The sequence below is a fragment of the Ancylobacter mangrovi genome, from assembly GCF_024752355.1.
Classification (GTDB): domain Bacteria; phylum Pseudomonadota; class Alphaproteobacteria; order Rhizobiales; family Xanthobacteraceae; genus Ancylobacter; species Ancylobacter mangrovi.
The window spans coordinates 142847-168335 of sequence record NZ_JANTHZ010000003.1 but is presented as its reverse complement, the minus strand read 5'-3'; the positions used below and the strand labels follow the sequence as shown (position 1 = coordinate 168335).

Sequence of the window (25489 nt, the reverse complement as noted above, 5' to 3'; positions counted from 1 at the left end):
GTGGATGATGGCGCAATCAGGCGACCGGCACGCCGCGCATCCCGCCGCGCTCGGCCAGGCGTTTCAGTAGCCGCTCGAGGCTCCTGCGCTCTTCCTCGGCGAGGCAGGCGAAGAACGCCTCGTCATTGCGGTCGGCCAGCGCGGCGAGTTCGGGCACGAGGTCCGCGCCGCGCTCGGTGAGCGCGAGGGTCTGCGCCCGGCCGTCCTCCGCGCTCGCCTCGCGCCGTAGCAGCGCCTTGGCGATCAGGCGGTCGGCGAGCTTGGTGATGGCGCCCCGCGTCATTCCCATCTCGTCCGCGACGCGACTGGGCGGCGTCGGGTCGCGGCCGTAGAGGGTGCGCAGCACGCACCATTCCGCGACCGTCACCTCCCGCTCCGCCAGCTTCTGCGCGAAGGCCTGCGAGACGTGGTTCGAGACCATGCGCAGCCAGAAGCCGAGATGGGTGGTGAGGTCCGAAACCGTGGAGACCGAAGTCATGCCCCTCCCTCTAGTTGACTAGGAAACTATATCGAGAAAGTTTCCTAGTCAACTATATTCGCGAGGCGGTTCTGTGCGGCGGGGCGGTTCAGGGCCGCCCGCACTCGGCGATCAGCCCGGCGAGGAAGCGTTCGCAGGCGCGCAGCTGGCTCACCTCGATGAACTCGTCCGGCTTGTGCGCCTGGTCGATCGAGCCCGGCCCGCAGACGATGGTCGGGATCCCCTGCTCCTGGAAGTGCCCGCCCTCGGTGCCGTAGGAGACCGTGTAGGTCCGGTTCTGCCCGGCGAGGCGCAGCGCCAGCAGCTCGGCCATCGAGCCCGTCTGCGGCGCCAGCGGCGGCACGGTGTAGACCGGCACGGTGACGATCGAGGCTTCCGGCGCGCTGGCCTTCAGCCTGGGCAGCACCACCTCCTCAGCGAAGCGCCCGAAGCACTCCAGCAGAGGGGCGATGTCGAACTCCGGCAGGCCGCGCACGTTCCAGCGCAGCGCGCACTGGCGCGGCACGATGTTGCCCGCCGTGCCGCCCTCGATCACCGTCACCTGCACCGTGGTGCTGGGCGGGTCGAACCGGCCGGAGGGGTCACCGGCCTCGATCAGCTCGGCGCGATAGCGGTCGAGTTCGCCCACCAGCTCGGCGGCGGCGAAGATGGCGTTGGCCCCGAGCTGCGGCATCGAGGAATGCGCCTCGCGCCCGGTCACCGTGGTCACGAAGGCCATGCCGGACTTGTGGGCGTCCACCACCCGCATCGAGGTCGGTTCGCCGACGATGCACGCGCGGGGCAAGGGCAGGTCGACGCCCAATTTCCGCACCGCCGGCACCACGCCGGTGCAGCCCACCTCCTCGTCATAGGAGACGATCAGGTGGATCGGCGTCGCGAGCTTCGCCGCCGTCATTGCCGGCACCGCGCCGAGGCAGGCGGCGAGGAAGCCCTTCATGTCGCAGGAGCCGCGCCCGTAGAGCCGCCCGTCGGCGGGCGTCAGCGTGAACGGGTCGCTCGACCAGGACTGGCCGTCCACCGGCACCACGTCGGAATGGCCGGACAGGCACACCCCGCCCACGCCCGGGGGACCGATGGTGGCGAACAGGCTCGCCTTGTCGCCGGCCTCGCTGGGGATGGTGACGCTCTCCACCCCGTAGGCGGAAAGATAGTCGCGCACGAAGCCGATCAGGTCGAGGTTGGAGTTGCGGCTGGTGGTGTCGAAGGCGACCAGATGGGCGAGAAGTTCCTCGGTCGTGGTCGGTCCGGCCAGCATTGCGTTTCCTCGTCGATGGTACGCCGCAGCATAGGCTGCTTCGGCGCCGCACCCAATCCCGCAATGGCGCCGTCCCCGGCCGGATTTGCCTCGCCCCTGGCGCCTCGGCGGGCAATGCTCAGCGCCGCCAGAAGCTCGGCAGGAACAGCACCAGCACGGTGAACAGCTCCAGCCGCCCGAGCAGCATCGCGAAGGACAGCAGCCAGATCACATGGTCGGGCAGGCTGGCGAAGTTCTGCGACGGGCCGACCACCGGGCCGAGACCGGGCCCCACATTCGCCAGCGCCGTGATGGAGGCGGAGAACGAGGTGATCAGGTCGAAGCCAAGCGCGTTCACCACGATGCCGATCACCAGGAAGGTGGCGAGGTAGAGGAACGCGAAGGAGAGCACCGAGGCCACCACGTCGTCGCCGATCGGCTTGCCGCCGTAGCGCACCGGGAACACGCCGTTGGGATAGATGATGCGCCGCAGGTGCTGGCCCAGCGCCGAGCCGAGGATGGCGATGCGGAAGCTCTTCATGCCGCCCGCGGTCGAGCCGGTGCAGGCGCCGAGGAACATGACGATGAAGTAGAGCGCGTCGGTCGGAGGGCCCCAATTGGTGTAGTCGACCGCGACGAAGCCGGTGGTCGACATCAGCGTCACCACGTTGAACAGCGCGTGGCGCATCGCCTCCTCGCCATGGGCGATGTTGCCGCGCACCTGCTCGACGAAGGAGATCAGCGCGAACAGCACCACCAGCGACAGGAACAGCCGCACCTCGGTATTGGCGACCAGCCGGCTGAAATCGCCGGCCAGCACGCGCACATAGAGCACGAAGGGCAGCGAGCCCGACAGCATGAAGAAGATCGCCGCATACTCGATCGCCGGGCTGTGGAAATAGCCGATCGAGGCGTCATGGGTGGAGAAGCCGCCGGTGGAGATGGTCGCCATGGCGTGCGCCACCGCGTCGAACACGCTCATGCCGCAGATCGCATAGGTGAAGGCGCAGGCGACGGTCAGCAGCACATAGGTGCCGACGATGCCCTTGGCGAGCTGGGCCGCGCGCGGCAGCACCTTCTCCGACTTGTCGGAGGATTCGGCGCGGAAAAGCTGCATGCCGCCGATCCGCAGCATGGGCAGCAGCGCCATCGCCAGCACGATGATCCCGACGCCGCCGTACCAGTGCAGGAAGGCGCGCCAGATCAGGATGCCGGCCGGCCGGTGGTCGAGCCCGGAGATCACCGTCGCGCCGGTGGTGGTCAGGCCCGACATCGCCTCGAAATAGGCGTCGGTGAAGGAGAGCGCGGTATTCGCCCACATGAAGGGGATGGCGGCGAACGCCGAGAGCAGCCCCCAGCTCGCCGTCGTCAGCACGAAAGCCTGACGCAGATCGAGCTTCTCCACCTCGCTGGTGCGCCCGGCGAGCCAGAGCGAGAGGCCGACGAAGGCGGTGATGACCGCCGCCGCGGCATAGACGACGTAGTCCCCCTCGCCCGTGACGACGTCCACGAGCGCCGGGATCATCATCGTGGTGCCGAGGATGGTAAGCAGCACGCCGAGGATGGCGGCGATCGGGCGAAGATCGATCACGAGGGGCTGGGACCGTGTATCGCGACTGAGGCTCGGCGGCGTGCCGGCGTGAGACTCGGCGCACCATAGCCGCTTCGCCGGGGCGCCGGAAGCCGCCGGGAGGAATGAGGTGGAGCGGTCCGCCAGCCGCGCGCTTTCGCCGTCAGTTCAGCGTGCGCGCCGCGCCCGGCAGGTCGAGCGAGAAGGCCGGTACTTCGGCGTCGAACATCTCCCCGCTCTGGGTGACGAGGTTGTAGCTGCCCTCCATGATCCCGGTGGAGGTCGGCAGCGGCACGCCGCTCGTATATTCGAAATGCGCGCCCGGCGGCAGCACCGGCTCCTCGCCGACCACCCCGGCCCCGCGCACCTCCTGCACCCGGCCGAGCGCGTCGGTGATGATCCAGTGCCGCGACTTGAGCTGCACCGTGTCGGCGCCGAGGTTCACGATCTCGACCGTATAGGCCCAGAAATACTGGCCGCGCTCGGGATCCGAGCGCTCGGGCGAGAAGCGCGGCGTCACCGTGACCTGCACGCCCTTCGTCGTCGCCCGGTACATGAAGTCTCCTTCCCGCCCCGCCGCTCGGGGTCGATACGGCTCCAGTCAAGGGCTTTTGGCCGGCAAGGGCAAGGTGCGGCGGGCTCACGAGAACGTTTCGTCCCGCCGCCCGGCGCCGCCGGCCCGCCCTTCGCCTCAAAGCGCCTGCAGCGCGCGCACGGCGTCGTCGGTCAGGTCGTCGACATGCTCGAGCCCGACCGAGAGCCGCACCATGCCGTCGGAGATGCCCATCTGCGCCCGCGCCTCGGGAGTGAAGCGCTGGTGCGTGGTGGTCGCGGGATGGGTGACGAGGCTCTTGGCGTCGCCGAGATTGTTGGAGATGCGCGCCACCTTCAGCGCGTTGAGGAAGCGGAAGGCGCCGGCCTTGCCGCCCTCGACCTCGAACGTCACCAGCGTGCCGCCCCCGCGCATCTGGCGCCTGGCGAGATCGTACTGGGGATGGTCGGCGCGGTAGGGGTAGATCACCTTGGTCACGCCGGGCTGCGCCGCCAGCCGGTCCGCCAGCGTCGTCGCGCTCGCCTGCGCGCGCTCGATGCGCAGCGGCAGCGTCTCGAGGCCCTTGAGCATCACCCAGGCGTTGAAGGGCGAAACCGAGGGACCGGTCTGGCGCAGGAAGGTCTGCAGGTGGTCGGTCAGGAACTTCTCCGAGCCCAGCACCACGCCGGCGAGGCACCGCCCCTGCCCGTCAATGTGCTTGGTCGCGGAATAGACCACCACGTCGGCGCCGAGGGCGAGCGGGCTCTGCAGCATCGGCGTGGCGAACACGTTGTCGACCACGAGGCACGCGCCGGCGGCCTTCGAGATCTCCGCCACCGCGGCGATGTCGACCAGCTCCAGCGTCGGATTGGTCGGGCTCTCGAGGAACAGCACCTTGGTCTCGGGCCGGATCGCCGCCTTCCAGGCGTCGAGGTCGGTGCCGTCGACCAGCGTCGAGGCGACGCCGAAGCGCGGCAGCAGTTCCTCGATCACGTAGCGGCAGGAGCCGAACAGCGCCCGCGCCGCCACCACATGGTCGCCCGCCTTGAGCTGGCACAGCAGCGCCGCCGTCACCGCCGCCATGCCCGACGCCGTCGCCCGGGCCATCTCGGCCCCCTCCAGCAGCGCGAGGCGGGTCTCGAACATCGCCGCGGTCGGGTTGGAATAGCGGGTGTAGATGAAGCCGGGGTCCTCGCCCTTGAAGCGGGCCTCCGCCTGCTCGGCGGTGTCGTAGACGTAGCCCTGGGTCAGGTAGAGCGCTTCCGCGGTCTCGCCGAAGGGCGAGCGCAGGATGCCGCCATGCACGAGGCGGGTGTCCGGGCGCAGCGCGGCGATCTCGGCGGGCGAGAGCTTGTCGGTGGAGGAACTGGCATTGGAGGACATCGGCGGCTCCGGTCATAAATGCCGGGGCGCCCGCGCAAGAGCTGCGCGTCCCCGGCCTTTTAGCATCCTTGTTTAGCGTGGCGGCAAGCCGGCCGGCTCAAAGGACCACGTCAGCGGCAATTACTCCCGCCGCCCGCTTGGCGTCAAGGGGCGCGTCCGGTAAACCGAACGCACGCTGCGGGACGGAGTACACGCGTGACGGATTTTGGTCTGACCGGCGAGGGCATTCTGCCCGGCCATGCCATCGAGGCGCTGGCCGGGCGCGGCGCCATCCTCTCCGCGCGCCCCTTCGACGAGGACCAGGTGCAGCCGGCGAGCCTCGACCTGCGGCTCGGCCCGGTCGCCTGGCGCATCCGCGCCAGCTTCCTGCCCGGCCCGCGCGAGACCGTGGCCGAGCGGCTCGACGGCGTGCGGCTGCACGAGCTCGACCTGTCGGGCGGCGAGGTGCTGGAGACCGGCTGCGTCTATCTGGTCGAGCTCGAGGAGGCGCTGGCGCTGCCCGCCGACATCGCCGCCTCGGCCAACCCGAAGAGCTCGACCGGCCGGCTCGACATCTTCACCCGCGTCATCGCCGACCGCACCCGCGCCTTCGACGTGGTGCCCGTCGGCTATCAGGGCAAGCTCTATCTCGAGATCAGCCCGCGCACCTTCCCGATCCTCGTGCGGCAGGGCTCGCGGCTGTCGCAGATCCGGTTCCGGCGCGGCGACGCGCGGCTCGACGAGGCCGAGCTCGCCGCCCTCAACGCCTCCGACCGGCTGGTCGACGCCATGAGCCCGGACGTCGCCGGCGGCGGCATCGCGGTCAGCGTCGACCTGTCCGGCGCCGGCTTCAGCGGCCTGCTCGGCTTCCGCGCCAAGCGCCACACCGGCCTCATCGATGTCGACAAGCGCGCCGCCTGCGAGGTCGAGGACTACTGGGAGCCGCTGATGACGCGCGGCCGGCGCGAGCTCATCCTCGACCCGGACGCGTTCTACATCCTCGCTTCGAAGGAAGCCGTGCACGTGCCCCCGACCCATGCGGCGGAGATGGTGCCGTTCGACCCGCTGGTGGGCGAGTTTCGCGTCCACTATGCCGGCTTCTTCGACCCCGGCTTCGGCCACGCCGCCGCCGGCGGGCTCGGAGCGCGCGCGGTGCTGGAGGTGCGCTCGCGCGAGGTGCCCTTCATGCTGGAGGACGGCCAGATCGTCGGCCGCCTCGTCTATGAGCGCATGATGGAACGCCCGCGCACGCTCTATGGCGAGGCGCTCGGCTCCAACTACCAGGCCCAGGGCCTGAAGCTCTCCAAGCACTTCCGAGGCTGGTCGCGCGAAGGCTGAAGGCGCGCCGGCTCACCCCGCCGGCGGGTCGCGGCCCTCGACGAAGGCGCGGATCAGATGGTGGGCGATCGCCATCTGCGGCGGCGCCGTCAGCCCGTCGGGATGAGTACGTGCGAGCAGCAGCGCCGCCTCCTCGCGCGCGAACCAGCGTGCCCCTTCCAGCTCCACCGGGTCGATGGTGATGTCGGTGCTTTCCGCCTGCAGGTGGAAGCCGATCATCACCGACATCGGGAACGGCCAGGGCTGGCAGGCGAGGTAGCGCGCCTGCCCGGTGCGGATGCCCGCCTCCTCCAAGGTCTCGCGCCGCGCCGCCTGTTCGAAGGTCTCGCCCGGTTCGACGAAGCCGGCAAGGCACGACCACATGCCGGGCGCGAAGCGGGGCGAGCGCCCGAGCAGGCACCGCTCCCCGTCCACGGTGAGCATGATCACCACCGGGTCGGTGCGCGGGAAATGCTGCGCCCCGCATTCGGGGCATTCGCGCCGCCATCCGCCCTCGCCGACGTTCAGCCGACCGCCGCAATTGGAGCAGAAGGTGCGCCGCGCGTGCCAGGCCAGCATCGCCTTGGCGGTGGCGAGCTCGCCGATCTCCTCCGCGCTCACCAGCCCCTCGACCGCGATGCTGCGCAGGTCGACCATGTGCAGGTCCTCGCGCTCGGTCAGCGCCGCCAGCGCCGCCGCGTGCAGCGGCAGCACGAAATGCGGCGCCAGCCCGTCGAGCCCGAGCAGGCAGGCTTCCGCCGAGCGCCCGCCAAGCCCGGCCGCCTCGGTGAGCGGGAACAGCGCGCTGAAGCCTGCCTCGGTCCGCCGCAGCACGATGGTGTCGCCGGCGATCAGGCAGGCCAGCGCGCGCGGGTCATCCAGCAGCGCCGCCGCCTCGCTGCGCCGTTCGCTGGCGCGGTCGAGGCTGGCGCCGGTATAGCCCAGATGCGGCCAGGGGCCGAAACGCTCGAGCACGGTGTCCCTCGTCATGCCGCCGCTCCCAGCGCCGCGCGCAGCTTCGAGCCGAACATCATCGCCTGCGGCGCCGCATGGCTCCGGCGCTCGCCCACGCCCCATACCGGGCCGGGCCAGGCCGGGTCGCCCTCGAAGCGGGCGATCACGTGCACATGGAGCTGGCGCACCATGTTGCCGAGCGCGGCGACGTTCAGCTTGTGGCAGTCGGTGACCGCCTTCAGCGCCCGGCTCGCCGCGTCGATCTCCGCGCTCAGCGTCGCCCGATCGGACGGGTCGAGGTCGATCAGCTCCACCAGCTCCGGCCGGCGCGGCACCAGGATCAGCCAGGGAAAGCGCGCATCGTCCATCAGCCGCACGGTGCACAGGGAAAGATCGGTCACCGGGAAGCTGTCGGCCTCGAGGCGCGGATCGAGAAGAAAGGCGGGCGTTTGCGCGGTCATCGCTGGGCGGGGCTCGATTCGGCGGTCGGAAGGAGGAAGGGCGGTCGCGGAGCTGACGGATGGAGACGGGGCGACGCCCACCTATACCCGGAAGGCGGGCGCCGGCGCCATCCGCTTCGCCGGCCATCAGCCATGCCGCCCGCCCCACTGTTCACATAGGCGAGAACTTACCGCCGGGAAGCCCCGCCCCCGTTGACGGCGGCCATGTCGAGACGCGAGCATGGTCGGCGGAGGGGGCTCCCGCGCATCACATGCCATGCCCTGACACGGCCACGTCGCGACGCATGACGTCACGGCGGCCCTGCCGCGTCACGGCAATCCGGCGGTGCGCGTTCACCGGAAAACGATCATGTTCCAATGCATCGGCTATGCGGCCCAGGATGCCGCGTCACCGCTCGCGCCGTTCAGCTTCGAGCGCCGCGACACGGGCCCGCACGACGTCCATATCGAGATCCTGTATTGCGGCGTCTGCCATTCCGACCTGCACCAGGCCCGCAACGACTGGTCCAACTCGCTCTACCCGATGGTCCCGGGCCACGAGATCGTCGGGCGGGTGGTGGGCGTCGGCGCTCAGGTCACCAAGCTGAAGGCGGGCGACTATGCGGGCGTGGGCTGCCTCGTCGATTCCTGCCGCGAATGCGCCGCCTGCACCGCCGACCTCGAGCAGTACTGCCTCAACATGCCGACCCCGACCTATAACGGGCGCGAGCGCAGCGGCGAGGCGCTCACCTTCGGCGGCTATTCCGACCAGATCGTCGTCGACCAGCGCTTCGTGGTGAAGATCCCCGACACGCTCGACCTCAAGGGCGCGGCGCCGCTGCTGTGCGCGGGCATCACCACCTATTCGCCGCTGAAGCACTGGAAGGTCGGCCAGGGCCAGAAGGTCGGCGTCATCGGCCTCGGCGGGCTCGGCCATATGGGCGTGAAGTTCGCCAAGGCGCTCGGCGCCCACGTCACCATGATCACCACCTCGCCGGAGAAGGGCCGCGACGCGCTCCATCTCGGCGCCGACGAGGTGCTGGTCTCGCGCGATGCGGACGCCATGGCGAAGTCGGCGGGGAGCTTCGACTTCCTGCTCAACACGATCCCCGTCGGCCACGACATGAACCCCTATCTCGGCCTGCTCAAGCTCGACGGTGCCATGGCGATCGTCGGCGCCCTCACCCCGCTCGAGCCGGTGCTGGGCGCCCACCTCATCATGGGCCGCAAGAGCATCGCCGGCTCGGCCATCGGGGGGCTCGCCGAGACGCAGGAGATGATCGACTTCTGCGCCGAGCACGGCATCCTCGCCGACATCGAGATGATCGCCATCGCCGACATCAACGCCGCCTATGAGCGGATGCTGAAGAACGACGTGAAGTACCGCTTCGTCATCGACATGGCGTCGCTGAAGGAGGCCGCGGCCGCCGCCTGAGGCCAGGTCCGCCGCCAGCGCGAACACCGAAAACGGCCATCGCCGGCATGCGCGCCGGCGATGGCCCCTGTCCGCAAGCCTCGATTGTCGATGATGCGGCTTTGTTCTAGTGAAGGGGCGCGCCGCCTTCCCGCGGCCGCCCGAGTGCCCTTCCGATGACGATGAACGCCCCGGCGGAGCTGGCCCGCCGCTCCGCCATGCCGGTCCTGGTCGCGCTGAGCGTCGCGCATCTGCTCAACGACATGATGCAGTCGCTGATCCCGGCGATCTACCCGATCATCAAGCAGACCTACGCGCTCGACTTCGGCCAGATCGGCCTCATCACCCTCGCCTTCCAGATCTCGGCCTCGCTGCTGCAGCCCGCCGTCGGGCTCTATACCGACCGCCGGCCGATGCCGAACTCCATGGCCATCGGCATGGGGTTCACCTTCGTCGGGCTGATCGGCCTCGCCTATGCCGGCAGCTTCGCGCTGCTGCTCACGGCGGCGGCGTGCGTGGGCATCGGCTCCTCCATCTTCCACCCGGAAGCCACCCGCATGGCGCGCAGCGCCTCGGGCGGGCGCTACGGCTTCGCGCAGGGCCTGTTCCAGGTCGGCGGGCAGTTCGGCCAGGCGGTAGGCCCGCTGCTGGCAGCCTTCATCGTGGTGCCGCACGGCCAGGTCAGCCTCGCCTGGTTCTCCGCCGTCGCCCTGCTCGCCATGATGATCCTCGGCTGGACCGCGGCCCGCCATGCCGAGCTCGACGCCGCCCGTCCCGCGCGCCGCGCGGGCGCGCCGGGCACCGAGCCGCCGGCCCGCCCGCTGCGGCAGGTGCTGCCCGCGCTTCTCATCCTCATCGCGCTGCTGTGCTCGAAGACCGCCTATACGGCGAGCTTTACCTCCTTCTACACCTTCTACCTGATCGAGCAGTTCCAGGTGTCGGTGCAGGTCTCCCAGCTCATGCTGTTCCTGTTCCTCGTCTCCTCGGCGGCGGGCGTGCTGTTCGGCGGCATCGTCGGCGACAGGATCGGGCGCAACAAGGTGATCTGGTTCTCCATCCTCGGCGCCCTGCCCTTCACCATCGCCCTACCCCATGTCGGGCTGGTGGCGACCGCCGTGCTGACCGTGGTGATCAACCTCATCATGTCGAGCGCGTTCGCTGCCATACTGGTCTACGCCATCGAGTTGCTGCCGCACCGCGTCGGCCTCATCGGCGGCTTCTTCTACGGGCTGGTGTTCGGCCTCGGCGGGCTCGCGGCGGCGGCGCTCGGGCTGCTGGCGGACCATTACGGCATCGACGTCGTCTACCAGCTCTGCGCCTTCCTGCCGGCCTTCGGCCTGCTCGCCTGGTTCCTGCCGAGCCTCAGGTCCGCGCGCGAAGCATAGGCGCGCGGGCGGGTGCGGCGCCGGGCGGCCCTCCCGGCCGCGCCCGGCGGGCGTAGAATGGCATCGTCGCCCGTGAGTCGACATCCCGCCCGTCCCGCTCCGCCCCTCCGCCGGAACCCGTCATGACAGACCTGCGCACGCTCTACCCGCCGATCGAGCCCTTCGAGAGCGGCATGCTCGACGTCGGCGACGGCCATTCCATCTATTACGAGCGCGTGGGCACGAAGGGCGCCAAGCCCGCCGTGTTCCTGCATGGCGGGCCGGGCGCGGGCATCTCGCCCGACTATCGCCGCCTGTTCGACCCCGCCCGCTACGAGGTGGTGCTGTTCGACCAGCGCGGCTGCGGGCGCTCGGTGCCCTATGCCGACCTCACCGACAACACCACCTGGCACCTCGTCGCCGACATCGAGCGGCTGCGCGAGACCTTCGGCTTCGAGAAATGGCAGGTCTTCGGCGGCTCCTGGGGCTCGACGCTGGCGCTCGCCTATGCCGAAACCCATCCCGGGCGGGTGTCGGAGCTGATCCTGCGCGGCGTCTACACCCTCACCCGCGCCGAGCTCGACTGGTATTACCGCTTCGGCGTCTCGGAGATGTTCCCCGACAAATGGGAGCGCTTCCTCGCCCCGCTGTCGCCGGAAGGCCGCGCCGACCCCGTCCGCGCCTATCGCGCCCTGCTCACCGGCGACGACGAGGCGAGGAAGCTCGAGGCGGCCAAGGCGTGGTCGATCTGGGAGGGCGAGACCATCACCCTGCTGCCCAACCCGGCCTTCACCGCGCCCTGGCTGGACGGGCATTTCGCCCTCGCCTTCGCGCGGATCGAGAACCACTACTTCTTCCACAACGCCTGGCTCGACGAGCGCCAGCTTCTCGACAACGCGCATCGCCTCGCCGGCATTCCCGGCGTCATCGTGCACGGGCGCTACGACATGCCCTGCCCCGCCCGCTACGCCTGGGAGCTGCACAAGGCCTGGCCGGATGCGCAGTTCCACCTCATCGAAGGCGCCGGCCACGCCTATTGCGAGCCGGGCATACTGGACCGGCTGATACGGGCGACGGACGGGTTCGGGGGGTAAGTCATTGAATAAATTAGTCGAGCATCCGCTTCCTACCACAGCAACGGTCAAAATGCTGTACGGCCGCGCCATTAGCTGCGCGTACCCAGATTGTCCTGAGCCCCTATACCGCGAGGACGAAAGGTCGGGTGTTTGGGTGCTGAACTCGCGTGTCTGCCACATTTGTGCACGTCGACAAGGAGGCCCGAGATGGAGCTCAAAACAGACGTCCGATGAAAATAGGTCCGATGAAAATTTGATAATTATGTGCCTACCTCACGCCAGCAAAATAGACAGTATTAATAATATATCCCTTTATCAACCATCTTTACTTTCTGAGTGGAAACAACAACAGATAAAAAAACATCGAAAAGCGTATATGGGTTGGAATCTAACCCAAAAAATGGCAAACGAAGCTATTCAGGCGTCATTCCCGACCACCAATATCACTATCACTAATTCACCCATCCAGCTCGGAGGCGAAGGTGGCCGCGCACCGGGTGCAGGCGGTGGGGGAGGTGGCGCCATTGGACCCGGTTCCCGTGGCGGCAAAGGTGGCAAAGGGGGGAAAATTCAATCCCACAGCCGTCCGCTAGATATCGAGCGAAATGACAACACGCCTGCGAAGTCCGTGCCTGACCCGGCGCCCGGGTCAGGCGGCGGCGGCGCCGGGGCTATCGGTCCGGATTCCGTTGGGGGAGATGGCGGCAACGGAGGGGACAGTTCTTGCGGTTCGTTCGACGTCGTTCCAGGCGATCGCATCGAAGTAGTAGTCGGCTCGGCAGGGAGGAGCGGAACATTGCCGGGCCAGCACGGCGGACCCGGCGAAGATACAACAATGAGAATTTACGGCCCAGACGGTGAAATTAAAGACGAACTAAGAGCGAGGGGAGGGATGGCAGGAAAATCAGGCACCCTCCCGGATGATTGGATATCTATTTCCGACACCGACATCCAGAATGGATTTCGCATAAGCACATTGATTGCAGCAAATCATATAGATACCCGAGACGGATTACTTTTTATTTCCGGAGGTGGATGGACAATATATTACGCCCCCACAATTCCATTTAACACGATATGGCCTATTGCGCTTACTGCAAAATGGACAAAACTTTGCAGCAATCACATTCGAGGATTACAAATATCAATTACAAATCCAAGAAATATCGAAGTTAGCAGAATTGCATTTCCGTTACGCAAGGAAGATACAGAAATAAATTCATTCACATGGGTCTTCGGCATAGGAGCACCTCTAGATTGTGTCGGAGACTGGTATATCCGCGTACAATCGAGAGAACGCATACTATCTGAGATTTCAGTAAACGTGCGAACGCGTTCTTGATTTAACGCCTTGCTCCCCCTTGCATCTGCCGCCCATCTGCCCGATATAGCCGGCGGGAGGTTGGCGGTGGACGAGCCACTCGCCAACCGGGTCAGGTCCGGAAGGAAGCAGCCCCAACGAGCCCGGTCTCGGGTCTCTGTCCAGCCTCCCACCCTTTCCCCTTCCCGGCCGACGACACGGCGCCGCCCGCGAGTGGCGCGACGGCTTCCCGCGCGAGGCCCCGTGCGTGTTCCCCGCGCGCTTGCCGTTGCGGATACTTGCCTCGCCCGGCGTGCCGCTCTAGGCATTTGCGGCGCTTCCCCTGTGCAGCACCGGAGTGATCCCCATGTGGGCCATCGTCATCGTCGCGCTCAACGCCCTCACCGGCCCGCATATCCGCGTGGTCACCAAGCCGGCCGAGGTCCAGCACGTCTTCGCCAGCGAGGAGGCCTGCCAGTCCGTGCTGAAGGCCGACATCCCGTCCAAGCTGAAGGACGAGACGCGCAAGGCCTATGAGGACGGCTACCGCCGCTATGTCTGCGTGCGCGTGCGCGACGCGGATTCGCTCAGCCCCGGCAAATAGGCCGCCCGCCCGCTCCCCCGATCGCCGAACCGGTCCGCCGCGCCGCCTTCTCGCGGGCGCGGACGGGCGGCATTGCGGTCGGACGCCGGAAATTTGCCGTCCCGAGGCTCCCCTTCTTGCCCCTCCCGCACCGGGCGATGATATGAAGGGGCCATGAGCGACATCAGGACCAGCGAGAGCGACATCAGCCCCGGCGACGGCGATATCGGCACCGCCGGCAACGGCAGCGGCCCGGAAGGCGGCGTCGTCGAGACGCCGGCCATGCCCGGCCTCGGCCTCGATTCGCCCACCCCCGGCGCCTCCCCGCCCGCCGCGCCCTACCGCGTGCTCGCGCGCAAGTACCGCCCGCAGACCTTCGCCGACCTGATCGGCCAGGACGCGATGGTGCGCACGCTCCGGAACGCCTTCGCCTCCGGGCGCATCGCGCAGGCCTATATCCTCACCGGCGTGCGCGGGGTGGGAAAGACCACCACCGCCCGCATCCTCGCCCGCGCGCTGAACTACGAGCCCGCCGACGGCCCGGCCGGCGCGGGCGCGCCGACCCTCGACATGCCCGCCCTCGGCCGCCACTGCCGCGACATCATCGAGAGCCGCCATGTCGACGTGCAGGAGATGGACGCCGCCTCCAACACCGGCATCGGCGACATACGCGAGATCATCGAGGCCGCGCGCTACAAGCCGGTGCTGGCCCGCTACAAGGTCTTCATCATCGACGAAGTGCACATGCTCTCCACGGCCGCCTTCAACGGCCTGCTGAAGACGCTGGAGGAGCCTCCCGAGCATGTGAAGTTCATCTTCGCCACCACCGAGATCCGCAAGGTGCCGGTCACCGTGCTCTCGCGCTGCCAGCGCTTCGACCTGCGCCGGGTCGAGGCCGGCACCATGGCGCGGCACCTGCGCGCCATCTGCGAGGCGGAGGAAGTCGGCATCGACGTCGAGGCGCTCAGCCTCGTCGCCCGCGCGGCGGAAGGCTCGGTGCGCGACGCGCTGTCCCTACTCGACCAGGCGATCGCCCATTCGGGAGCCCAGTCGGCCGGCGGCACCGTGCATGGCGAGCAGGTGCGCTCCCTGCTCGGCCTCGCCGACCGCGGCCGCGTCATCGACCTGTTCGAGGCGCTGATGAAGGGCGAGGTCGGCCTCGCCCTGACCGAGCTGCGCGAGCAGTACGATTCCGGCGCCGACCCGGCGGTGGTCGTCGCCGACCTCGCCGAGTTCACCCATCTCGTCACCAAGCTGAAGATCCTGCCCGAGACCGCCGACGACCCCGCCCTGGTGGAGGCCGAGCGCACGCGCGGGCGCGACTTCGCCGAGAAGCTGTCGATGCGCGTACTGGCGCGCGCCTGGCAGATGCTGACCAAGGGCCTCGCCGAGGTGCAGCAGGCCGCCAAGCCGATCCAGGCCGCCGAGATGGTGCTGGTGCGCCTCGCCTATGCGAGCGACCTGCCCACCCCGGACGAGGCGCTGCGCCGCCTGCGCGAGAGCGGTCCGGAGAGCCCGTCCCCCGCCGCGCCCGGCAATGGCGGCGGCGCGGGCCGCAGCGCGAGCGCGGGCGGTGGTCCGGGCTCGGGCCCCGGCGCGGCGCTGGCGGCCGGCGGATCGCGCGGCCTCGCCGCGCCGGTCGCGTCTTCCGCGCCCTCTCCCGCCCCGGCATCCGCCCCCGCCGCGGCGCCTTCGGCGGCGAGCCATCTCTCGCTGGCCGCGCGCGGCGAGCCGCGTCCCGCTCAGGCCCCGGCGCGCGAGCAGGCTCCCGCGCTCGCCATCGCCAGCCTGCCCGAGTTGGTGGCGCTGGCGGCGCAGAAGCGCGACCTGCGCCTCAAATTCGCGCTGGAGAACCACATCCGCCCGGTCGCCTTCGAGGACGGCCGGATCGAGGTGGCGCTCGCGCCCGGCGGCTCGCCGGTGCTGGTGCAGGAGCTTCAGGCCAAGATTTCCGAATGGACCGGCCGGCGCTGGCTGGTCGCGCTCTCCCAGCATGAGGAGGGCGAGCCGACGCTGGCCGAGAAGGCCGCCGCCGAGCGCGACGCGATGATGACCGGCGTGCGCGCCGACCCGCTGGTGGCCGCCGTGCTGGCGCGCTTCCCCGGCGCCTCGATCGTCGACGTGCGCGCGCAGGCGCCGGACGAGGGTCCCACCCCGGTCTCGCCGGATGAATACGAGATGATGGCCGCCGCCGGTCCCGACGACGACCCCTCGGACGACGATATCGAATTCTGATCAGGAGCCCCCATGAAAGACCTTCTCGGCATGATGTCCAAGGTGAAGGAGATGCAGGCCCGCATGGAGCAGCTGCAGGCCGATCTCGAGGCCACCGAGGTCGAAGGCGCGGCAGGCGGCGGCATGGTGACGGTGCGCCTCACCGCCAAGGGCACGCTGAAGGCCATCGCCATCGACCCGAGCCTGCTGAACCCGGATGAGGCGGAGATCCTGGAAGACCTGATCGTCGCCGCCCACACGGAAGCACGCAGCAAGGGCGAGCGGCTGATCCAGGAGAAGACCCAGGAACTCACCGCCGGCCTGCCGATCCCGCCGGGGATGAAGCTGTTCTAAAATGATTGCATGATCGAATCAGTTTGGTCTTTGATATCCAATGAAGCATTCCTTGGCGCCGTCATCGGCGGAGTCCTCGCCGCTGTGGGCTCGATGTCGGCGCTCGTTTGGCAACAGAGACTTCACGCACGAGATCGTAGAGACACGGCAAGAGCCATTTTCAAAGAACATGGCCGCCATATTCAACAATTGTTGGATAAATTGATTTCGCATTATGAAAATAGGAATGAAATTTGGTTTGAATATACTTCACGTATAGAGACAGTTACGAATGTCGTAGATCGTAATTTGGAATGGCTTGCGATAATCGGGGGGAGCGAAGAAGCTGAACGTATAAGGAATTATTTTTACGAAGCACTATATGCGTCAAAACGATCTGTAGGTTGGCAAAATAGATTGTATGAACTAGACAATTCCAAGACAAAAGAAGAAAATAGCAAAAAAATCGCAGAAATCGACGGCCTAATAAGAGAAGTTAAAACAGAAATAAGGAATTCTGTAGTTACACTCAAGCAAATTAGACTTAATGGAAAGTCTATATTCTGAACACGATACTTAGATAATATATAAAATTATCTTAGCTTATATTTTTTCGACGATCCCCTCCACCGCCCGGGCGATCTCGCCGGCGCGGGCGCCGAGCGGGCCGTCGAGCCGGCCGTAGAGCGCGAACACCGCCGGCTGCACCACGCAGCCCAGCGCCATCGCCCCCGCCAGCGTCGCGCGCGCGGCGGGGACGCCCGCGCGGGCCAGCATCCGCTCCACCGCCGTCACCACATTCGCCTCCGGCGCCTCCGGCACATGGGCGAGATGATCGTGCTGGTGGATCAGCAGATAGGCGAACAGCGCCGGCTCGGCGTCGAACAGCGCGCAGGCGAGCTCGACCACCGCGGCGAGCTTTTCCGCCAGCGTCGCCTCGCGCGCGTCGATGGCGCAGATCTTCCCCGCCAGCGCCGCGTAGCGCGAGAGGAACAGCGCCCGCGCCAGCTCTTCCTTGGAGACGAAGTGCCGGTAGAGCGCGCCCTCGCTCACCCCCGCGCCCTGCGCGATGTCGCGCACCGAGGTGCCGTCGATACCCTTCTGCGCGAACAGCCGCAGCGCCTCGGCCTCGATGCGCGCGCGCGTGGCCGTGCCGTCGCGCCCGCGCCGGGGAGCGGGCCGGCCCGCCGATCCGCCTTCGGCGATGCGTTTCGCCGGCAGCCGTCGCGCGGGCGCGCTCATGCGCCCTCTCCCACCGGCGCCCTGCCGCGCGCGGCGATGACCTCAAGCGCCTTCACCCGCGCCTTGGTGAAGTCCACCTTGCCCGAGCCGAGCAGCGGCAGCTCGTCCATCGGCAGGATCTCGGCCGGGATCATCAGTTCGGTCACGCCGAGCTCGCGCCCATGCGCCTGCAGCGCCGCCCTTGTCAGGTCGGAGGCGGTGGTAAGCAGGATCACGCGCTCGCCGCGCTTGGCGTCGGGGACCGCGACCGCGACGTGCTCGGCATCGGGCCGCAGCGCCGCCACCATCGCGTCGACTGCCGCCAGCGAGATCATTTCGCCGGCTATCTTCGCGAAGCGCTTGGCGCGGCCGCGAATGGCGACGAAGCCCTCATCGTCCACCGCCACGATGTCGCCGGTGTCGTACCAGCCCCCCACCGGCGGCTCGATCACGCCCGGCTTCTCGGCCCGCAGATAGCCCAGCATCACGTTCGGCCCATGCACGTTGAGCCGCCCGCCCTCGTCGATGCCCGGCACCGGATCGAGCCGGTAGTTGATGCCCGGCAGCAGCCGCCCGACGGTGCCGGCGCGGTTGAACATCGGCGTGTTCACCGCCAGCACCGGGGCGCATTCGGTCACGCCATAGCCCTCGAGGATGCGGTGGCCGAACTTCTCCATCCACACCCGCCGCGTCTCCGCCTTCACCGGCTCGGCCCCGGCCACCACGAAGCGCAGCGAGCGGAAGTCATAAGGGTTGGCGGTGCGGGCATAGCCCATCAGGAAGGTGTCGGTGCCGACGATGGCGGTGGCGTTGGTCGCGTAGACCATCTCGGGAATGATCCGGTAGTGCAGCGGCGAGGGATAGAGGAAAGTCTTCAGCCCCGAGACCATGGGCAGCACCAGCCCGCCGGTCAGCCCGAAGGAATGGAACACCGGCAGCACGTTGAACATGATGTCGGCGGGCGAGAAGTCGATCCGCGCCGCCACCTGCGCGACGTTGGTCAGTATATTGCGGTGGGAAAGCACCACGCCCTTCGGGCTTCCCTCCGAGCCGGAGGTGAACAGGATGAAGGCCGGCTCGTCCGGGCTCACGGGCTTCGGCGCCGGGGTCGGCAGCAGGCCGGCGAGCTTGTCGAAACCGGTCACGCGCCCGCGCAGCTCCTCGCTGGTGAGGATGCGCACATGGCGGGCAAGCTCGGCCACCTCGCTCTCCAGCCGTGCCTTCTCGACGAAGGTGGTGGAGGTGATCACCAGCTTCACCTCGGCCGCCTTGCACGCCGCGACGAGGTTCACCGCCCCGGCGGTGTAGTTCAGCATCACCGGCACGCGGCCGTGGCGAGACAGGCCCATCAGCACCACCGCGATGCCGGCGGCATTGGGCAGCAGCACGCCCACGCGTTCGCCCGGGCCGGTCTCGGCGGCGAGCTTGTCGCCGAGGATCTTCGCCCCCATCAGCAGCTTGCGATAGGTCAGGCTGCTGCCGAGCGGGTCCTCCACCACGGTCCGCCCCTTGCCGAGCCGCACCGCCGTCTCCTCCACCGCCTGGTAGACGGTGATGCCGGTATGGCTGGTCTCGAATACGAGGTCGGACATGATGTCGTAGAGCGCCGCCCCGGCCGCGCGCCGCCGCCGGCGGCCGATCAGCTCCGGGTCGATCTGGATCCGCTTGGGCGGCAGGATGGTGACGCGCACCTTGGGGAACAGGCGCTTGCGGGTCTGGTCGGTGGTCAGGCGCGAGAAATAGGTCTGCTCCAGCCCCTCGATCCGCACCGGGATCACCGGCGCCTCGGCTTTATCAGCCACCAACGCCGAGCCGTCATAGATCTTCATGATCGAGCCGGTCACGGTGATCCGCCCCTCGGGGAAGATCACCAGCTGCTCGCCCTCGCGCACCAGCCGGATCAGGTCGCGCGTCGCCATCGGCCGGGTCGGGTCGAGCGGGAAGGCGCGCACCAGCTTGAGGAACGGCCTGATCCACCAGCGCTTGGCGATGGTCGCGTCGACCGCGAAGATCGGGTCGTTGTCGAGCAGCGCCATGATCAGCGGTGCGTCGAGGAAGCTCACATGGTTGATCGCGATCACCGAATGCGGGCCGTAGGCGGACAGGTGCTCCTGCCCCTTCACCTCGACCCGGAACAGCACCTTGAACACCAGCCGGATCAGGTCGCGCATCACATGGCCGCGGAAGGCGCGCCCCACCATCACCGCCACGACGAGGCTGGCGAGGCCGATCAGCGCCACCAGCACCGGCGCGGAGAGGCCGGCGAACTGCAGCGCGGCGATGAACACCGCGCCGGCCACCATGAAGGCGGCATTGAGCACGTTGGTGCCGGCGATCACCCGCGCGCGCTGCTCCTCGCCCGCCTCGGCCTGCACATAGGCGAAGGTCGGCACCACGAAGGCGCCGCCCGAGGCGGCGAGCCCGACCAGCGCCAGCGCGGTCTCGAGCCCGATCGGCGAGGTGAGGAAGGCGTACCAGCCGAGCTCCGGCACCGCCGGCTCATGGGCGCCGATCAGCGCCGCCAGGGCAAGGCAGAACCCGCCCATCGTCAGCCCCGCGAACGGCACCACCGCGAGCACGATCCGCCCCTCGGAGAGCTTAGCCGCCAGCGTCGAGCCGATGGCGACGCCGATGGTGAACAATGCCAGGAACAGCGTCACCACGCTCTCCCCGCCGCCGATATCGTCCTTCACCAGCGTCGGCAGCAGGGCGAGCACCACCGCGCCGACCAGCCAGAACCAGGAGACGATCAGCGCCCCCTGCCAGGTCGCCTTGCGCCGGCGCAGCTCGCCGATCAGCGCCCGCGTGCCGCGCCAGATGTTGCGGTCGATCACAAGGTCCGGTGCCGCCGCCAGCGTGGGCGGAATGTTGCGCGCGAAGATCCACGAGGCGATGGCGAAGGCGAAGGTGAAGCCGGCCACCGCCCAGTCGCCGGTGTGGGTCATGGCGATGCCCCCGCCCACCGTGCCGGCGAGGATGGCGGCGAAGGTCGCGGTCTCCACCAGCGCGTTGCCGGCGACGAGCTCGTCCTTGGCGAGATGGTCCGGCAGGATGCCGTACTTCACCGGCCCGAACAGCGCGCTGAGACAGCCCATCAGGAACAGGCCGACCATCAGTACCGGCAGCGACTGCATGACGAAGCCCGCGCTCGCCACTAGCACCACCCAGACCTCGACGAATTTCAGCCGCCGCGCGATCAGCGACTTGTCGTAGCGGTCGGCGAGCTGGCCGCCGAGACTGGAGAGCAGGAAGAAGGGCAGGATGAAGATGCCGCCGGCCAGCGTGATCATGGCGCCGCCATTCTCGACCGCGAGCCCGTAGAGGATGAGCAAGGCCATGGCGTTCTTCACGAAATTGTCGTTGAACGCCGAGAAGAACTGGCACCAGAACAGCGGCGCGAAACGCCGCGCCGCCATCAGCCGCGTGAACATGAACCGTCCTCCCCCATCAGGCCGCCCTCGCGCTGCCCTTATGTATGTGAACGATCACTTACATAAAATGAGGAGAGGGTCAAGAAGAGGCGCGCGCAGCCCGTGGGTCCCGTATTCGACCGACGCTGATTTCCCGGAGCCGGACGGGGCTTCCAACGAAGGCCGGCAGTCATCGGCGCACGATCGAGGCACATCCGGCGCGACGCAGGTTCATGACCGGCGGAAGGAATCTCGCTCCCGGTTTTTCGGAAAGCTGAAGGGATGGAAAGGCCGCGCCGGAGCCGCGCGCGATCGCCGACAAGGAAAGACGTCCGACTGCCGGCTTCGGCCGCCGGCAATGCTCTCCGGTGTCGTGCCGTCCCGGGCCGGCGCTGCTACACCAGCGCCCCGGCCAGCGCAGCGATGAGCAGCGCGCCGTCGTGCAGCGCGAGTTGTGCCCGCGAGGGCGCGCCGCGCTCGTGCAGCATCAGCGTGGCGGCGAGGGTGGCGAGCGACCAGCCCGCCCCGACCGCCAGGAACGCCGCGACGATGCCCGCCGCCTCCGGCAGCAGCCGCACCATCGCCGCCGCGGCGAGGCAGCCAGCGAGCGCGAGCAGCGCGAGCGGGGCGGCGCCGATCCGGCGTGCGATCCAGCCGCCCGCGAGCGCGGGTGCGTACATCGCCACCACATGCCAGGCGACGAAGCCCGAGATCGCCGGGACGCCGATGCCGCAACCGGCGAGCGAGAGCGGCGCCCCGGCCATAGCCGAGGTCATCGCCCCCCAGGCCAGCGCCCCGAGCGCGAGCGGCGCCGCCATCGCCCGCCAGCCGAGCGCGCGCGGCACCCCGGCGGCCGGCGTCGCCGCGCGCATTGCCTCGACGGTGAGGTCGGCATGGGAGAAGCGCGCCTCCGGCAGGCTCACCGCGAAGGCGAGCGCGCCGAGCTGGGCGATGGCGGCAAGCAGCAGCGTGCCCGCGAAGGTGTAGGGCGCGGCCAGCGCCTCAGCCCCGCCCGCCAGCAGCGGGCCGACGAGACCCGCCAGCGCCCCCGCGCCGAGGAGCCGCGCCACCGCGCCGGCGCGTCCCGGCGCGCCCGCGCCGAAGGCGGCCGCGTGGCGATAGAACATGCCGAAGCCCTGCGCCGCGCCGAGCCAGGCGGCGCCGACCACCAGCAGCGGCAGCGCCGCCACGGTCATCGCATAGGCGCACACCACGCCCCCGGCGACGCCGAGGCTGGCGCCGAGCGCGAAGCCCGCGCGCCGGCCGAACGTGTCGAGCAGGAAACTCGCCGGCAGGCTCGCCACCGCCGCACCGGCGAGGAAGGCCGCGAGCGGCAGCGCGCCCAGCGGCACCGGCCCGTAGCTCTGGCCCGCCGCCAGCATGGCGCCGGCGAGCGGCAGCACGCCGAGGGTCAGCGCCTGCGCCAGCACCACCAGCGCGAAGCCGCCCGCGAGCCGCCCCTCGCCGATCGGCCGGCGCAGCGCGCGGGGGGCATCCTCCGGGCAGGCGCAGGCGAGCCGCCCGGCGCGCGCCTCGTAATCCTCGAACAGCCCGTCCGCGCTCATCGCCGCCCGGCTCCATGGGGGCGCGGGTCGCGGGCATCGTCGTCGTGAAGATCGTCGTCGCTCAGCACCCGCACCGCGGCGCCGTCGAGATCGTCATACTGGCCGGTGCGCAGCGACCACATGAAGGCGGCGAGGCCGAGAAGGCCGAGGCTCAGCGCCGCCGGCACCAGATAGAGCAGCACGGTCATCGCGCGTCCTCCCTCGTGCGACCCGGTGGCCCGGAGGCCGGCGCCTCGAACGTGGCCGCCTCGAACACCGCCATCTCCGGCCCGGCCGCGCGCCGCGCGCGCAGCGCGTTCAGCGTCACCAGCAGCGACGAGCCGGACATGGCGAGCGCCGCCACCAGCGGCGTCACCGCGCCGGCGATCGCCAGCGGCACGGCGACAGCATTGTACATCACCGCGATGGCGAGGTTCTGCCGCATCAGCGCCCGCGCCTTGCCGGCGACGGCGAGCGCCGCCGCCACCGGCGCCAGCCTCTCGCCGAGAAACACCGCGTCCGCCTGCGCGCGCGCCACGTCGGCCGCCGTGATCGGCGAGATCGAGACATGGGCGCTGGCGAGCGAGGGCGCGTCGTTGATGCCGTCGCCCACCATCAGCACGTTGCGCCCGCCCGCTTCAAGGCTCTCCAGCACCGCGATCTTCTCGGCCGGCCGGGCCCCGCCCCACCAGTCCTCGACACGGAGCGCTGCCGCCACCGGCGCCACCGCCTCGCGACGGTCGCCCGAAAGGATGACGATGTGCCGCCCGGCGCGCCGCAGCGCCTCGACCACCGCGCCCGCATCGGGCCGCAGCGCCTGGCGGATCTCGATCAGCGCCCGCCTCTCCCCGAGGCTCACCGCCACGTGGGACGTGCCAGACGCACCCTTGGTGTCCTGTTCGTCGAATCCGCAGAAAGCCGGGCTGCCGAGCCGCGCGGTCTCACCGCCGACCATGCCCTCGATGCCGAGCCCGGCGACCTCGCGCACCTCCTCGGCCGGCGCCGCATCGGGCGCGGCGGCCGCGATCGCCCGTGCCAGCGGATGGGTGCTGGCGTGCGCGAGCCGCCCCGCCGCCGCCATCAGATCGGCCGGCACCGCGTCACGGTTGGCGATCGCCGGCTCGGGCAGCGTCAGCGTGCCGGTCTTGTCGAAGGCGACCGCGTCCGCCTCGGCGAGCCGCTCCAGCGCGTCGCCCGAATTCAGCAGCACGCCGCGCCGCATCAGCGCCCCCGCCGCCACCACCTGCACGGCCGGCACCGCCAGCGCCAGCGCGCAGGGGCAGGTGATGATCAGCACCGCCACCGCGATCAGCACCGCCTGGTGCAGCGAGGCGCCGGCAATCAGCCAGCCGGCGAGCGAGAGCGCGGCGGTGGTGTGCACCATCGGCGCGTAGAGCCGCGCCGCCCGGTCGGCGAGCCGCACATAGCGCCCGCGCGCGGTGGCGCCCCGGTCCAGCAGCCGCTCGATCTCCTGAAGGAAGGTGTCCTCGCCCACCGCCGTCGCGATCAGGCGCAGGGCGCCATCCTGCACCAGCGCGCCGGCATGCACGGTCTCGCCGGCGGCGAAGGTGCGCGGCAGGGTCTCGCCGGTGACGAGGCTCTCATCGACCGCCCCGGTGCCGGAGAGCACCCGCCCGTCCACCGGCACCCGCTCGCCCGCGCGCACCATCACCTCGTCGCCCGGCTTCACCGCAGCGGCGGGGACGGTGACGAGACTGCCATCGGCGCCGATCCGGTTGGCGCTGGTGGCGCGCAGCGCGGCGAGGTTGCCCGCCTCGGCGCGGGTCCGGCGCCGCATCGCCTGGTCGAGATAGCGCCCGGTCAGCAGGAAAAACAGCAGCATCACCGCCGAATCGAAATAGGCGTCGCGGGCGTGGTTCAGCGTCTCGAACACCGAGACGCCGAGCGCCAGCATCACCCCGAGCGTGATCGGCACGTCCATGTTGAGGGAACGCGCCTTCAGCGCCCGGAACGCGCTCTGGTAGAAGGGCTGGCCGGCATAGGCCGCCGCCGGCAGCGCGATCAGCGCCGAGAGCCAGTGGAACAGGTCGCGCGTCTCCGGCGTGATGTCGGACAGGTTGCCCGACCACACCGAGACCGACAGCAGCATGATGTTCATCGCCGCGAAGCCGGCCACGGCGAGGCAGCGCAGCAGATGGCGCGAAGCGCCGCGCTCGCTCTCCTCCACCCGGTCGGCCTCGAACGGATAGGCGCGGTAGCCGCGCCCCGCCAGCGCCGCCATCACCCCGGCCGGTCCGGGCTCGGCGCCGGCGGCCCAGGCGACGGTGAGGCGATGGGTGGTGTAGTTCAGCCGCGCCTGCGCGACGCCCGGCTCGGCCTCGGCCGCGTCCTCGATCTCGTCGATGCAGGCGGCGCAGTCGATGCCTTCGATGGCGAAGGCCATCTCCACCTGCCCGCCCGGCGCCTCGTGCAGGAACAGCGACAGGTCCTGCGCGCCCGGCTGTGCACCGGCGTCCGCAATGGCCGCCCCGGCACGCGCCGCGCGAGCCTCACGCGCGGCAGCCTCTCGCGCGACAACCTCGCGGGCGGGCAAACCGAAACCCGGCGCCCGCATCTGCGCGCCCGTCGCCATGCCTATTTCACCAGGATGCGGTTGGCGGAGCGGAACTGGCGCTCGCCGTTCCGGCTCAGCTCGATCATCAGCTCCCACTGGCCGGGCGCGATGTGGTCGCTCACCCGCCAGCGGCCGGGCCCGACCGGCTCGGGGGTGAGCTTCTCGTCATAGCGCCGGTCGGTCGGGTGGTGGAGGGTGAGCGCCAGCTCGGTGCCGACGATCGGCAGCCCCTGCGCGTCCTTCGCGCTGACCTCGATCCGGCCGGGCTCGATATGCGCGTCGACGCTCCAGTGCCGCGCCGCCTGCGCGGCCGCGGCCTCGCTCTCCTGCCTGAACAGCAGGCCCGCCTGGTAGGAGCTCTCGGTCTCGACCCCGCCGAAGGTGGTCAGCGCCTCGCGCACCAGGAAGAAATTGGCGACGAAGACGACGCCGAAGAAGCCGACGAACCAGACCAGCACCGTGCGGCCGGTGACCGGGCGGCCGGGATGCTCGTCGATCGGGCCGGTGACGGGCGAGGCCATGGCGTACTCCCTTGCAAGGCGGTTCGGACCGGGCGGTAGCCGCGGTT

The 25489-nt window shown here is 69.4% G+C and carries 22 protein-coding genes, 1 other RNA gene and 1 riboswitch; of the genes, 10 read left to right on the top strand and 13 right to left on the bottom strand.

The features are described from left to right. Positions 1-16 precede the first annotated feature (16 nt). From NVS89_RS10040 to NVS89_RS10020, 5 genes are all read right to left on the bottom strand, one after another. Positions 17-478: a MarR family winged helix-turn-helix transcriptional regulator gene (locus tag NVS89_RS10040; RefSeq protein ID WP_258732549.1), complete on the bottom strand. Its 462-nt coding sequence runs from the start codon at positions 476-478 to the stop codon at positions 17-19. An 88-nt stretch (positions 479-566) separates the two neighbouring features. Further along, positions 567-1733 carry an acetylornithine deacetylase gene (argE, locus tag NVS89_RS10035; protein WP_258732548.1) on the bottom strand — a complete coding sequence of 389 codons (1167 nt, stop codon included), beginning with the start codon at positions 1731-1733 and terminating at the stop codon, positions 567-569. A gap of 118 nt (positions 1734-1851) precedes the next feature. Further along, complete coding sequence (locus NVS89_RS10030) at positions 1852-3303, bottom strand: TrkH family potassium uptake protein (protein ID WP_258732546.1); 1452 nt, start codon at positions 3301-3303, stop codon at positions 1852-1854. A 142-nt stretch (positions 3304-3445) separates the two neighbouring features. Then, the gene (apaG, locus tag NVS89_RS10025) at positions 3446-3838 is read right to left on the bottom strand and encodes a Co2+/Mg2+ efflux facilitator ApaG/CorD (RefSeq protein ID WP_258732545.1); all 393 of its coding nucleotides are present in this window, start codon (positions 3836-3838) and stop codon (positions 3446-3448) included. A gap of 135 nt (positions 3839-3973) precedes the next feature. Further along, the gene (locus NVS89_RS10020; protein WP_258732544.1) at positions 3974-5197 is read right to left on the bottom strand and encodes an O-succinylhomoserine sulfhydrylase; all 1224 of its coding nucleotides are present in this window, start codon (positions 5195-5197) and stop codon (positions 3974-3976) included. Between the two features lie 39 nt (positions 5198-5236). After that, positions 5237-5316, bottom strand: a riboswitch (SAM riboswitch). Between the two features lie 76 nt (positions 5317-5392). Here NVS89_RS10020 and NVS89_RS10015 point away from each other — a divergent pair. After that, the gene (locus NVS89_RS10015) at positions 5393-6514 is read left to right on the top strand and encodes a 2'-deoxycytidine 5'-triphosphate deaminase (protein ID WP_258732542.1); all 1122 of its coding nucleotides are present in this window, start codon (positions 5393-5395) and stop codon (positions 6512-6514) included. 12 nt (positions 6515-6526) lie between these two features. Here the strand turns inward: NVS89_RS10015 and nudC are convergent, their stop codons facing one another. Together nudC and NVS89_RS10005 are read right to left on the bottom strand one after the other, a co-directional pair. Beyond that, the gene (gene nudC, locus NVS89_RS10010; protein ID WP_258732541.1) at positions 6527-7483 is read right to left on the bottom strand and encodes an NAD(+) diphosphatase; all 957 of its coding nucleotides are present in this window, start codon (positions 7481-7483) and stop codon (positions 6527-6529) included. Continuing rightward, on the bottom strand, positions 7480-7908 hold the full coding sequence (locus NVS89_RS10005) for an HIT domain-containing protein (RefSeq protein WP_258732540.1): 429 nt from the start codon (positions 7906-7908) through the stop codon (positions 7480-7482). The genes nudC and NVS89_RS10005 overlap by 4 nt, the downstream gene beginning before the upstream one ends. Before the next feature lie 349 nt (positions 7909-8257). On the opposite strand from NVS89_RS10005, the gene NVS89_RS10000 reads away from it, so the two are divergent. The 9 genes from NVS89_RS10000 (at position 8258) to NVS89_RS09960 (ending at position 16738) form a co-directional block, all read left to right on the top strand. Continuing rightward, on the top strand, positions 8258-9322 hold the full coding sequence (locus NVS89_RS10000; RefSeq protein WP_258732539.1) for an NAD(P)-dependent alcohol dehydrogenase: 1065 nt from the start codon (positions 8258-8260) through the stop codon (positions 9320-9322). Between the two features lie 155 nt (positions 9323-9477). Further along, positions 9478-10686: an MFS transporter gene (locus NVS89_RS09995; RefSeq protein WP_258732538.1), complete on the top strand. Its 1209-nt coding sequence runs from the start codon at positions 9478-9480 to the stop codon at positions 10684-10686. 122 nt (positions 10687-10808) lie between these two features. After that, positions 10809-11759, top strand: a complete 951-nt coding sequence (pip, locus tag NVS89_RS09990) for a prolyl aminopeptidase (RefSeq protein WP_258732537.1) — start codon at positions 10809-10811, stop codon at positions 11757-11759. A gap of 244 nt (positions 11760-12003) precedes the next feature. After that, positions 12004-13083 (top strand): hypothetical protein, encoded by a 1080-nt coding sequence (locus NVS89_RS09985; RefSeq protein WP_258732536.1) that lies wholly within the window; start codon positions 12004-12006, stop codon positions 13081-13083. A gap of 54 nt (positions 13084-13137) precedes the next feature. Next, positions 13138-13236: signal recognition particle sRNA small type (gene ffs / locus NVS89_RS09980), an RNA gene on the top strand. 172 nt (positions 13237-13408) lie between these two features. Then, positions 13409-13645, top strand: a complete 237-nt coding sequence (locus tag NVS89_RS09975) for a hypothetical protein (protein WP_258732535.1) — start codon at positions 13409-13411, stop codon at positions 13643-13645. A gap of 261 nt (positions 13646-13906) precedes the next feature. Further along, the gene (locus NVS89_RS09970) at positions 13907-15859 is read left to right on the top strand and encodes a DNA polymerase III subunit gamma/tau (protein WP_258732717.1); all 1953 of its coding nucleotides are present in this window, start codon (positions 13907-13909) and stop codon (positions 15857-15859) included. 12 nt (positions 15860-15871) lie between these two features. Next, on the top strand, positions 15872-16192 hold the full coding sequence (locus NVS89_RS09965) for a YbaB/EbfC family nucleoid-associated protein (protein ID WP_258732534.1): 321 nt from the start codon (positions 15872-15874) through the stop codon (positions 16190-16192). 9 nt (positions 16193-16201) lie between these two features. Continuing rightward, positions 16202-16738: a hypothetical protein gene (locus NVS89_RS09960; protein ID WP_258732533.1), complete on the top strand. Its 537-nt coding sequence runs from the start codon at positions 16202-16204 to the stop codon at positions 16736-16738. Positions 16739-16774: 36 nt separating this feature from the next. On the opposite strand, the gene NVS89_RS09955 is transcribed toward NVS89_RS09960, so the two are convergent. From NVS89_RS09955 to NVS89_RS09930, 6 genes are all read right to left on the bottom strand, one after another. After that, on the bottom strand, positions 16775-17413 hold the full coding sequence (locus NVS89_RS09955; RefSeq protein ID WP_258732532.1) for a TetR/AcrR family transcriptional regulator: 639 nt from the start codon (positions 17411-17413) through the stop codon (positions 16775-16777). Next, positions 17410-20823 (bottom strand): acyl-[ACP]--phospholipid O-acyltransferase, encoded by a 3414-nt coding sequence (locus NVS89_RS09950; protein WP_258732531.1) that lies wholly within the window; start codon positions 20821-20823, stop codon positions 17410-17412. Before NVS89_RS09950 ends, NVS89_RS09955 begins: the two co-directional genes overlap by 4 nt. 374 nt (positions 20824-21197) lie before the next feature. After that, positions 21198-22367, bottom strand: a complete 1170-nt coding sequence (locus NVS89_RS09945) for a hypothetical protein (protein ID WP_258732530.1) — start codon at positions 22365-22367, stop codon at positions 21198-21200. Further along, positions 22364-22555, bottom strand: a complete 192-nt coding sequence (gene ccoS / locus NVS89_RS09940) for a cbb3-type cytochrome oxidase assembly protein CcoS (RefSeq protein ID WP_258732529.1) — start codon at positions 22553-22555, stop codon at positions 22364-22366. The genes NVS89_RS09945 and ccoS overlap by 4 nt, the downstream gene beginning before the upstream one ends. Next, entirely contained in the window at positions 22552-24939 is a 2388-nt protein-coding gene (locus NVS89_RS09935) for a heavy metal translocating P-type ATPase (RefSeq protein WP_258732528.1), read from the bottom strand. The genes ccoS and NVS89_RS09935 overlap by 4 nt, the downstream gene beginning before the upstream one ends. Positions 24940-24941: 2 nt before the next feature. After that, on the bottom strand, positions 24942-25442 hold the full coding sequence (locus tag NVS89_RS09930; protein ID WP_258732527.1) for a FixH family protein: 501 nt from the start codon (positions 25440-25442) through the stop codon (positions 24942-24944). Between the last annotated feature and the right edge of the window lie 47 nt (positions 25443-25489).

Excerpts from the sequence above, each read along its gene's own strand:
- pip (WP_258732537.1), top strand. The coding sequence starts at position 10,809 with ATGACAGACCTGCGCACGCTCTACCCGCCGATCGAGCCCTTCGAGAGC.
- argE (WP_258732548.1), bottom strand. The coding sequence starts at position 1,733 with ATGCTGGCCGGACCGACCACGACCGAGGAACTTCTCGCCCATCTGGTC.
- NVS89_RS10000 (WP_258732539.1), top strand. The coding sequence starts at position 8,258 with ATGTTCCAATGCATCGGCTATGCGGCCCAGGATGCCGCGTCACCGCTC.
- apaG (WP_258732545.1), bottom strand. The coding sequence starts at position 3,838 with ATGTACCGGGCGACGACGAAGGGCGTGCAGGTCACGGTGACGCCGCGC.
- nudC (WP_258732541.1), bottom strand. The coding sequence starts at position 7,483 with ATGACGAGGGACACCGTGCTCGAGCGTTTCGGCCCCTGGCCGCATCTG.
- NVS89_RS09970 (WP_258732717.1), top strand. The coding sequence starts at position 13,907 with ATGCCCGGCCTCGGCCTCGATTCGCCCACCCCCGGCGCCTCCCCGCCC.
- NVS89_RS09985 (WP_258732536.1), top strand. The coding sequence starts at position 12,004 with ATGTGCCTACCTCACGCCAGCAAAATAGACAGTATTAATAATATATCC.
- NVS89_RS09955 (WP_258732532.1), bottom strand. The coding sequence starts at position 17,413 with ATGAGCGCGCCCGCGCGACGGCTGCCGGCGAAACGCATCGCCGAAGGC.
- NVS89_RS09950 (WP_258732531.1), bottom strand. The coding sequence starts at position 20,823 with ATGTTCACGCGGCTGATGGCGGCGCGGCGTTTCGCGCCGCTGTTCTGG.
- NVS89_RS09945 (WP_258732530.1), bottom strand. The coding sequence starts at position 22,367 with ATGAGCGCGGACGGGCTGTTCGAGGATTACGAGGCGCGCGCCGGGCGG.
- NVS89_RS09975 (WP_258732535.1), top strand. The coding sequence starts at position 13,409 with ATGTGGGCCATCGTCATCGTCGCGCTCAACGCCCTCACCGGCCCGCAT.
- NVS89_RS10040 (WP_258732549.1), bottom strand. The coding sequence starts at position 478 with ATGACTTCGGTCTCCACGGTTTCGGACCTCACCACCCATCTCGGCTTC.
- NVS89_RS09930 (WP_258732527.1), bottom strand. The coding sequence starts at position 25,442 with ATGGCCTCGCCCGTCACCGGCCCGATCGACGAGCATCCCGGCCGCCCG.
- NVS89_RS09965 (WP_258732534.1), top strand. The coding sequence starts at position 15,872 with ATGAAAGACCTTCTCGGCATGATGTCCAAGGTGAAGGAGATGCAGGCC.
- ccoS (WP_258732529.1), bottom strand. The coding sequence starts at position 22,555 with ATGACCGTGCTGCTCTATCTGGTGCCGGCGGCGCTGAGCCTCGGCCTT.
- NVS89_RS09935 (WP_258732528.1), bottom strand. The coding sequence starts at position 24,939 with ATGGCGACGGGCGCGCAGATGCGGGCGCCGGGTTTCGGTTTGCCCGCC.
- NVS89_RS10020 (WP_258732544.1), bottom strand. The coding sequence starts at position 5,197 with ATGTCCTCCAATGCCAGTTCCTCCACCGACAAGCTCTCGCCCGCCGAG.
- NVS89_RS09960 (WP_258732533.1), top strand. The coding sequence starts at position 16,202 with ATGATCGAATCAGTTTGGTCTTTGATATCCAATGAAGCATTCCTTGGC.
- NVS89_RS10005 (WP_258732540.1), bottom strand. The coding sequence starts at position 7,908 with ATGACCGCGCAAACGCCCGCCTTTCTTCTCGATCCGCGCCTCGAGGCC.
- NVS89_RS09995 (WP_258732538.1), top strand. The coding sequence starts at position 9,478 with ATGACGATGAACGCCCCGGCGGAGCTGGCCCGCCGCTCCGCCATGCCG.